The 8,974-nt window shown below is 69.6% G+C and carries 5 protein-coding genes; all 5 read left to right on the top strand.

The window, feature by feature from the left end:
* Positions 1-2,539, top strand: a 2,539-nt coding sequence (locus AB1346_07685; protein MEW6720312.1) for a pitrilysin family protein, incomplete at its 5' end; no start/stop codon positions are given.
* Between the two features lie 4 nt (positions 2,540-2,543).
* A complete protein-coding gene (locus AB1346_07680) occupies positions 2,544-3,932 on the top strand; it encodes a TolC family protein (GenBank protein ID MEW6720311.1) in 1,389 nt (462 codons plus the stop codon).
* A 15-nt stretch (positions 3,933-3,947) separates the two neighbouring features.
* Entirely contained in the window at positions 3,948-5,108 is a 1,161-nt protein-coding gene (locus AB1346_07675; GenBank protein ID MEW6720310.1) for an efflux RND transporter periplasmic adaptor subunit, read from the top strand.
* Positions 5,105-8,308, top strand: a complete 3,204-nt coding sequence (locus AB1346_07670) for an efflux RND transporter permease subunit (protein MEW6720309.1) — start codon at positions 5,105-5,107, stop codon at positions 8,306-8,308. The genes AB1346_07675 and AB1346_07670 overlap by 4 nt, the downstream gene beginning before the upstream one ends.
* Before the next feature lie 49 nt (positions 8,309-8,357).
* On the top strand, positions 8,358-8,786 hold the full coding sequence (gene mscL / locus AB1346_07665; protein MEW6720308.1) for a large conductance mechanosensitive channel protein MscL: 429 nt from the start codon (positions 8,358-8,360) through the stop codon (positions 8,784-8,786).
* The last annotated feature ends 188 nt before the right edge of the window (positions 8,787-8,974 follow it).

Below are 8,974 nucleotides of genomic sequence, written 5' to 3'. Positions count from 1 at the left end.
ACTCGGCAACGGGCTTACGGTGGTGATCCGGCCCAATCCCGCGTCGCCGGTGGTCGCGGTGCAGGCGTGGGTCAAGTCGGGGAGCACGACGGAGTCCGACGAGCGCGCGGGGATGTCGCACATCCTCGAGCACATGGCGTTCAAGGGGACGAAGCGCCGCGGAAACGGCGTCATCGCCCGCGAGGTCGAGTCGCTGGGCGGCGAGATCAACGCCTACACGAGCTTCGACCAGACGGTCTACCACATCACGATCTCCGGCCGGTACCTCGAAAACGCCCTCGACATCCTCGCCGACACGCTGGAGAACTCGGTCTTCGACGCCGGGGAGCTCTCCCGCGAGCTCGAGGTGATCGTCGAGGAGGTCCGGATGAACGAGGACACCCCCTCCCGGGTGGTCGACAAGGCGCTGTTCCGCGAGGCGTACCGGAAGCATCCCTACGGGCGCCCGGTCATCGGGTACGTGGACACCATCCGCAAGACCACCCGGGACGACCTCGTTTCCTACTTCAACAAGTGGTACGTGCCCGGGAACATGGTCCTCGTGATCGCGGGCGGCGTCGACCCGAAAGCGTCGCGCCCCCTCATCGAGAAGACGTTCGGCAAGCTGCCGGCGCGTCCCTTCACCGAGGTGAAGCATGCCGTCGAGCCGCCGCAGGACGGGACGCGCGTGGTCCTGAAGGAAAAGGATGCCCGACGGGTGTACCTCGAGACGGGATTCCACGGGCCGTCGATGCGCGATCCCGACGTCTACGCCTGGGACCTTCTCTCGATGATCCTGGGCAACGGCGAGACGTCGCGGCTGTACGCATCGGTCAAGGACCGGAAAGGGCTGGTCGACTCCGTGTACGCGTCGGCGTACACGCCGAAGGACCCGGGACTCCTGTTCGTGGGAGGGGTCCTCTCACCCGAGAAGGCGAAGGAGGCGCTCCGGGAGATCCTCTTCGAGACGTTCCGGGCCGCCAACGCCCCGCCCGACGGGCCGGAGCTCGCGCGCGCCAAGACGGCGACGGAGGCCGACTTCCTCTACTCCCTCGAATCGCAGTCGGCGCTGGCCCGCCACGTGGGATTCTACGAGACGACGCTGGGCGACGCCGCGTTCGAGCGGGAGTATCTGCGCAGGATCCGCGCGGTGACCGCGGAGGACGTCCAGGCGGTGGCGAGGAAATATCTCAAGCCGGAGAACCTGACCGTCTCCGCCGTGCTGCCGACCGGGCAGAAGGTGCTGGGAGGTCCGGACGAGGTGAAGACGATCGTCCGGGAAGCCTGGGCTGCCGCGAACGCCCCGGCGCCCGCCGCGGGGGGTAAGGCCGCCGTGGTGAAGGAGGTTCTGCCCAACGGCATACGCGTCATCGTGCGGGAGGACCGCTCCGTGCCGGTGGTCGCGGTGGAAGCCGGCTTCCTCGCGGGGGTGCGCGCCGAGCCGGCGGACAAGGGAGGCGTCTCCAACCTCACGGCGGGGATGCTGACGAAGGGGACGAAGAGCCGGACGGCCGAGGAGATCTCCGAGGCGGTGGAGAACATGGCGGCGGACCTCAACGGATATTCCTCGCGCAACTCGTTCGGCCTCCAGGGGAAATTCCTCCGGCGCGATTTCCAGCAGGGATTCCGCCTCTTTGCGGAGTCGCTGCGCGAGCCGACCTTCCCCGCGGAGGAGCTGGAGAAGAAGCGGCGGGAGACGCTGGGAGCGCTGAAGCAGCAGAAGGACCAGCTCACGCAGTCCGCGTTCCTCCTGTTCATGGCGACCCACTACGGTCCTCACCCGTACGCGCGCAACCCGCTGGGGACGGAGGAGACCGTCCGGGCGATGACGCCGGGCGACCTGAAGGCCTATTACGAGCGCTGGGCCGATCCGCGCAACATGGTGATCGCCGTGTCCGGCGACGTCGGGACGGAGGAGGCGCTATCGGCCGTGCGGAAGGCGTTCGGGGATTTCCCGCAGCGCCCGGGGTACACGCCGCTGGGGGCGATCCCGGTGCCGCCGGCGGATGCGATGCGGAAAAAGGAGGAGCCGCGCGACAAGCAGCAGGCCCATTTCGTCATCGGCTACCCGGGCGCCCGGTTCGTCGACAAGGACCGGCACGCCCTCGACGTGCTGGGCTCCGCGCTCGCCGGGATGGGGGGGCGGCTGTTCGTCAACCTGCGGGACAGGAAGTCGCTGGCCTACAGCGTCACCTCCTTCTCATCGGAGCAGGTGGACCCGGGATTTTTCGCCATCTACATGGGGACGAGCGCGGACAAGCTCGACGGAGCGATCGCCGACACGCTCAAGGAGATCGGCGAGGTGAAGCGGGGCGGCATCACGCAGGAGGAGTTCGAGCGGGCGAAGAAGTGGATGATCGGCACCTACGAGATCGGGCTCCAGAGCAATGGCTCTTACGCCAACAAAATGGTATATAACGAATTGTTCGGCGTGGGCTACGAGGAGACCTTCTCCACCCCGGAGAAGATCGCCGCGGTGACCTTCGCCGACGTGAACCGGCTGGCGGCATCCGTTCTCGACACGGAGAAGTACACGATCGCGATCCTGCGGGGGAAATGACCCGATGAAGGGGCTGATCGGGAAGCGCCTCCCCTCCCGCCGGGGGCGGGCGGCGCTCGCACTGCTGCTCCTGCTCGCGGCGTTCCCGGCGGCCGCGCACGCCATGGACGCCGTCGATTTCCGCCAGGCGCTGGCGCGCGCCTTCCGGGGGAACCCGGCGCTCGCGGCCGCGGGGCTCGGCTACGCCGCGGGGCGGGAGGACGTCGGCGCTGCCCGGAGCGCCTTCTTCCCCTCCCTGGTCTTCGAGCACCGGTTCGTCCGCACCAGCCTGCCGGCCGAGGCGTTCGCCCTCAAGCTCAACGAGGGACGGCTGGCGCAGGAAGATTTCCAGGACGTCGCCAACTTCAACGATCCCCCGCCGCGGAACGACTTCATTTCGACGCTCACCCTCGAGCAGCCCCTCATCGCGCCCGGCGCGTATGTCGGGTACCGCATGGCCCGAACGGAAGGCGAGGCGAAGCGGCTGGACCTGTCGCGGGCGAAGGAGGAGACGGCGTACCGCGTGCTGGCGGCGTTCCTCGACGTCCTGACGGCGAAGGCGCGCGTCGGCGTCGCGGAACGGGAGCTGTCGGATTCGCTGGAGCATCTGCGGATCGCGGAGGCCGCGGAGCGCGCGGGAACGGGGCCGTCCTCGGACGTTTTGCGGTCGAAGGTCTCCGTCGCCGCGGCGGAGGGCGGGAAGGTGACCGCCGAAAACCGCCTGGAGCTCGCGCGGCGCGCGCTGGCGCTGGCGATGGGGGAGAAGGGGGCGGCGATGGCGGACGCCGCCGGCCCGCCGCCGGAGTTCCCCGAGCCGGGAACCCTCGAGGAGCACCAGGCCGCGGCTTTGATGCGCCCCGACCTGCGGGCCGGCTCGCTGCGGGTGGAGAACGCCGGCGGCAACGAGTCGCTGAAAAAGGCGGAATACCTCCCCACCGTGGGGCTGACCGGCGCGTACCAGGTCGACGCGGAGGGCGGGCCGTTCCATTCCGACAACCGGAGCTGGAAGGTCGGCGTGGGACTGAGATGGAACCTGTTCGACGGACTGCGGCGGGAGTCGGAGGTTTCCAGGGCGGCGATCGAGCGCAGGAAGGCGGAGGAGCTGCACCGGGGGGAGGCGGACCGGGCCTCGTTCGAGGTGGCCGCCGCCTGGCTCGGAATCCGGGAAGCGATGCGGAGGGTGGAGATCGCGCGGGCGGCGGAGGCCTCCGCCGATGAGGGGGTCCGCCGGATCCGGGCCCGGTACGAAAACCAGCTCGGGCGGATGATCGACCTGCTCGATGCCCAGGCGGCGCTGAACCGGGTGCGCGCCGACGCGGTGGGCGCGGAGAACGATCTCCGGCACGCCCGCGCGCGCCTTCTGTACGTTTCGGGGACGCTCCTTCCCTGGGCGGAGGAAGCAGCCGGGAGATGAGGGGGGCTTGAAGGGATGACGGGATACGGGATGCGCGCGGCGGCGGTCCTTTCGGCGGCGTTCCTGCTGGCGGCCTGCGGGGGGAAGGAGGCGCAGAAGGCGCCTCCCGCGCGCCTCGCGGTGCCCGGGGTCGAGGCGATCACGGTGACGGCCGTCCCGAGGGAGACCTTCGTGGAGGCGGTGGGGACGGTGCGGGCGACAAGGATTGCGGCCGTGGCGCCCATGGCGATGGGGCGGCTGACGTCGGTACCCGTTTCGGAAGGGTCGCGGGTCGCCGCCGGGGCGGTCATGGCGACCATCGACGACGGGCCGGCGCGGGCGCAGCTCGCGGCCGCGGAAGGGGCGGTGGCCGAGGCGGAAGGGGCGAGGGAAGAGGCCGATCGGGCGATCGCCCAGGCGGATGCGGCGCGCGAGCTCGCCGAGAGGACGCACGAGCGGTACAGGAAGCTGCTGGAGGAGAAGGTGGTCACGCCGCAGGAGTACGAAGAGGTCGCGCTGAAGCGCACCGTCGCGGCGAAGGACCACGAGCGGGCGCTGCGGAAGGCGGCGCAGATCGACGGCCGGGTCGCCCAGGCGAAGGGGGCGGCCGACGCCGCCCGGGTGCAGCTCGGCTATACGAAGGTGACCGCCCCGTTCTCCGGGGTGGTGCTCGAGAAGCGGGCGGACGCGGGATCGACGGCGGTCCCGGGCGTCCCTCTCTTCCTGCTGGAGGACCCGTCCCGACACCGGATCGAGGCGCCCGTCTCCGAGGAGTACCTTTCCACGCTCAAGCGCGGTTCTTCCGTGCGCGTCACGCTGGACGACGCCGCGGACCGGGAGCTGCGCGTCCCGGTTACGGAGGTCGTCCCCGCGGTCGACCCGGCGACGCGGACATTCGTCGTGAAGGCGGAGCTGCCGGCGGGGAAGGCGCGCACCGGGCAGTCCGGCCGGCTCCGGTTCGGCGCCGGGAAGGGGACCGTCCTGGCGGTGCCGAAGCGCGCGGTCGTCCGCTCGGCCGGCTCGGAAGGGGCGTTCGTCATCGGGAACGATAACGTGGTCCGCCTGGCGGTCATCGCCACGGGCGCCGAGTTCGGCGACCGGGTCGAGGTGCTCTCGGGGCTCGCGGAGGGAGCGCGGGTCGCCGTCTCGCCGCTGGACCGCCTCTTCGACGGCGCGGTCGCCGGGGCGGGGAAATGACAGGTCCCGACAAGGATCGGCGCCGCGGGATCGCGGGGCGGATCGCGGCCGCGTTCATCGCGTCGCGCCTCACCCCGCTGATCGTCCTTGCGTCGGTCCTCCTCGGCCTGGGCGGCGTGCTCCTGCTCCCCCGCGAGGAGGAGCCGCAGATCATCGTCCCGATGATCGACGTCTTCGTCCAGGTGCCCGGCCACTCGGCGAAGGAGGTGGAGGAGCGGGCCACCCGCCCGATGGAGCGTCTCCTCTGGGAGATCCCCGGCGTCGAGTACATCTACACCACCTCGTCGCCCGGGGCGGCGATGGCGGTCGTCCGGTTCAAGGTGGGCGAGGACGAGGAGAACAGCATCGTCCGGCTGAACCAGAAGATGTTCGCCAACTTCGACCTCGTGCCCCCCGGCGTATCGCACCCGCTGATCAAGCCGCGCTCCATCGACGACGTCCCCATCCTGGCGCTCACGCTGTCCTCGGACCGGCACGACCCGTTCACGCTGCGCCGGATCGCCGTCCGGCTGCAGGAGCAGATCAAGACGGTGCCGGACGTCTCCGAGGTGAAGATCATCGGCGGTCAGCGGCGCCAGCTCCGGGTGCTCATCGACCCGGCGCGGATGGCCTCCCGGGGGATCTCCCCCGCTGCGGTCGCCCGGATGCTGGGAGAAGCCAACCGCGAGCTGACGGCGGGCTCCGTCGCCGCCGGCAACCGGGAACACCTGGTGGCCACGGGCGGGTTCCTGCGCAGCGCCGAGGACGTCGGGGCCGTGGTGGCGGGCGTTTCGGGAGGACGCCCCGTGTACTTGCGGGACGTTGCGACGATCCAGGACGGCCCGGAGGAGCCGGCCGATCACGTCTTCTTCGGCAGGGGCGGGACGGCCGGAGGCGCGAGCGTGGCGCCGGCCGTGACCATATCGGTCGCCAAGCGGAAGGGGACCAACGCGATCCGTATCGCGGACGGGGTGCTCGAGAAGGTCGAGGGGGTCAAAGGGACGCTGCTCCCCGGCGATGTCCTCCTCACCGTCACGCGGAACTACGGGGAGACGGCGGCGGAGAAGTCGAACGAACTGCTCCTCCACATGCTGATCGCGGTCGTTTCCGTGTCGATCCTCATCTGGATCACGCTGGGCTTGCGGGAGGCGGGGATCGTGGCCACGGCCATCCCGGTCACCCTCGCCCTCACCCTGGCCGTCTTCTACCTCACGGGATACACCCTGAACCGGGTGACGCTGTTCGCCCTGATCTTCTCCATCGGCATCCTCGTGGACGACGCGATCGTGGTGGTGGAGAACATCGTGCGCCACTACCGGATGCCGGAGAACCGCGGCCGCCCCGTGCTCGACGTCGCGGTCGAGGCGGTGGACGAGGTGGGCAACCCGACGATCCTGGCCACGTTCGCCGTGATCGGCGCCATTCTCCCGATGGCTTTCGTCCGGGGGCTGATGGGCCCCTACATGCGGCCCATCCCCGTGGGGGCCACGGCGGCGATGCTCTTCTCCCTCCTGGTGGCCTTCATCGTCACCCCGTGGGCGGGCGTCCGGCTGCTGCGCAGGGACGAAAGCGACGACAGCCACGCGGAGGAAGGCTACTGGACCCGGCTCTACCGTAGATTGATGGACCGCCTCCTGCATCGTCCCGTGTGGCGCTACGGATTCCTGCTCCTCGTCGCCGCGCTGCTGCTGGGATCCGTCTCGCTGGTCGCCCTCGGGTGGGTCAAGGTGAAGATGCTGCCGTTCGACAACAAGAGCGAATTCCAGGTCGTGGTCGACCTGCCGGAAGGATCGACGCTCGAGCAGACGGTGGCTGCCGCGCGGGACATCGGCGCGGTGGTCGCCGCCGTCCCCGAGGTGAAGGACTACCAGATCTACGCGGGAACCGCCTCGCCCTACAACTTCAACGGCCTGGTCCGGCACTACTTCCTGCGCCGGGGGCCGCACGAGGCGGACCTCCAGGTGAACCTGGTCCCGAAGGGGGAGCGCGGGAGCCAGAGCCACGAGATCGCCGTGCGGGTGCGTCCCGCCCTCCAGGCGGCCGCGGCCCGCCACGGCGCCAACGCGAAGATCGCCGAGGTCCCCCCGGGACCGCCGGTCCTGCAGACGCTGGTGGCCGAGGTGTACGGTCCGGATTACGCCGGCCAGATCGACGTCGCGCGCAGGATCAAGGGGATCTTCGAGCGCACGGAAGGCGTGGTGGACACGGACTGGTACGTCGAGGACGACCAGCCGCGCTACCGCTTCGAGGTCGACCAGGCGAAGGCCGCCCTGCACGGCGTCTCCACGGAGCAGGTTGCGGAGACGCTGCGCCTGGCGGTTTCGGGAACGACCGCGGGGCTCCTCCACCGGCCGGAGGAGAAGGAGGACGTGCCGATCGTGCTGCGGCTCCCGCGGGCGGACCGTTCGCGCCTCGAGGGGCTCAAGAGCGTCCGGCTTACGGGGCGCGGGGGGAACGCCGTCCCACTCGGCGAGCTGGTGCGGGTCCGGGAGGAGATCGCCGAGAAGAGCATCTACCACAAGAACCTGATGCCGGTCGTCTACGTCACGGCCGACGTGGCGGGGAAAGTGGAGAGCCCGGTGTACGCCATCCTGGAGTTGAACCGCGCGCTCGACAACCTGGCGATCCCCGCGGGGTACCGGCTGGAGCGGCACGTGGCGGGGCTGCCCGAAAGCGACCGGAAGTTCTCCATGAAGTGGGACGGCGAGTGGCACATCACCTACGAGGTCTTCCGCGACCTGGGGCTGGCGTTCGCCGCGGTGCTGGTGCTGATCTACATCCTAGTCGTGGGGTGGTTCCAGTCGTTCCGGACGCCGCTCGCCATCATGGCCGCGATCCCGTTCTCCCTCGTCGGGATCCTGCCGGCGCACGGCCTCATGGGCGCGTTCTTCACGGCAACGTCGATGATCGGCTTCATCGCGGGGGCGGGGATCGTCGTGCGCAACTCCATCATCCTCGTGGATTTCGTGGAGCTGCGCCTCTCGCAGGGGATGCCGCTGGACCGGGCGGTGATCGACGCGGGCGCGGTGCGCTTCCGCCCCATGCTGCTGACCGCGGCGGCGGTGATCGTCGGCGCTTCGGTGATCCTCTTCGATCCCATCTTCCAGGGACTGGCGATCTCCCTGATGGCGGGCGAGGTGGCCTCGCTGCTGCTGTCGCGGATGAGCGTGCCGATCCTCTATTACATGAGCGCCTCGAAGAGCGGTAGAATCGGGTCGTGACGTCGGGCCCACACCCCAATCCACGCGGGCGACGCGGAAGGAGGTCGGCATGCTGAAGGAGTTCAAGGAATTCGCGATGAAGGGGAACATGGTCGACATGGCGGTCGGCATCGTCATCGGCGCGGCCTTCGGCAAGATCGTCAGCTCTCTCGTCAGCGATGTCCTGATGCCCCCCATCGGGAAGATGCTGGGGAACGTCGATTTCTCCAGCCTGTTCCTGAACCTTTCCGACGGGAACTACCCCTCCCTCGCGGCGGCGAAGGCGGCCGGCGCCGCCACGCTCAATTACGGGCTCTTCCTGAATGCGGTCGTCGATTTCGTGATCGTCGCCTTCGTGCTGTTCCTGGTCGTCAAGGGGATGAACCGGATGAAGAAGGCGGAGGCGCCCGCTCCGCCCGCGACGAAGGAATGCCCGCAGTGTTGCACGACGGTCCCGCTCAAGGCGACGCGCTGCCCGGCCTGCACGTCTGCCCTCTGATCCCGCGCCCTTAACCCGCATTTCTCATCAGCGTCCGTAGCGAGGCGGTGGAGACGGGCGTGGCTACAAGGCGTCGCGACCGAGGGCACCGGAGGCGCACTTGACAGTGCGTCGAGGAGCCCGACCGAGCGCAACGCAGTAGACATGCCCGTATCCGCCGCCGCAGTAGGAGGCTGGTGAGAAATGCG

The organism is Thermodesulfobacteriota bacterium, assembly GCA_040758155.1.
In the GTDB taxonomy this organism is placed as follows: domain Bacteria; phylum Desulfobacterota; class Deferrimicrobia; order Deferrimicrobiales; family Deferrimicrobiaceae; genus UBA2219.
Note: the sequence above shows the minus strand (reverse complement) of the source record. Positions and strands in the feature narration are given on the sequence as shown.

What these genes read in the sequence shown, in the direction of transcription:
- AB1346_07675 (MEW6720310.1), top strand. Translation starts at nt 3,948, where the DNA reads ATGACGGGATACGGGATGCGCGCGGCGGCGGTCCTTTCGGCGGCGTTC.
- AB1346_07670 (MEW6720309.1), top strand. Translation starts at nt 5,105, where the DNA reads ATGACAGGTCCCGACAAGGATCGGCGCCGCGGGATCGCGGGGCGGATC.
- mscL (MEW6720308.1), top strand. Translation starts at nt 8,358, where the DNA reads ATGCTGAAGGAGTTCAAGGAATTCGCGATGAAGGGGAACATGGTCGAC.
- AB1346_07680 (MEW6720311.1), top strand. Translation starts at nt 2,544, where the DNA reads ATGAAGGGGCTGATCGGGAAGCGCCTCCCCTCCCGCCGGGGGCGGGCG.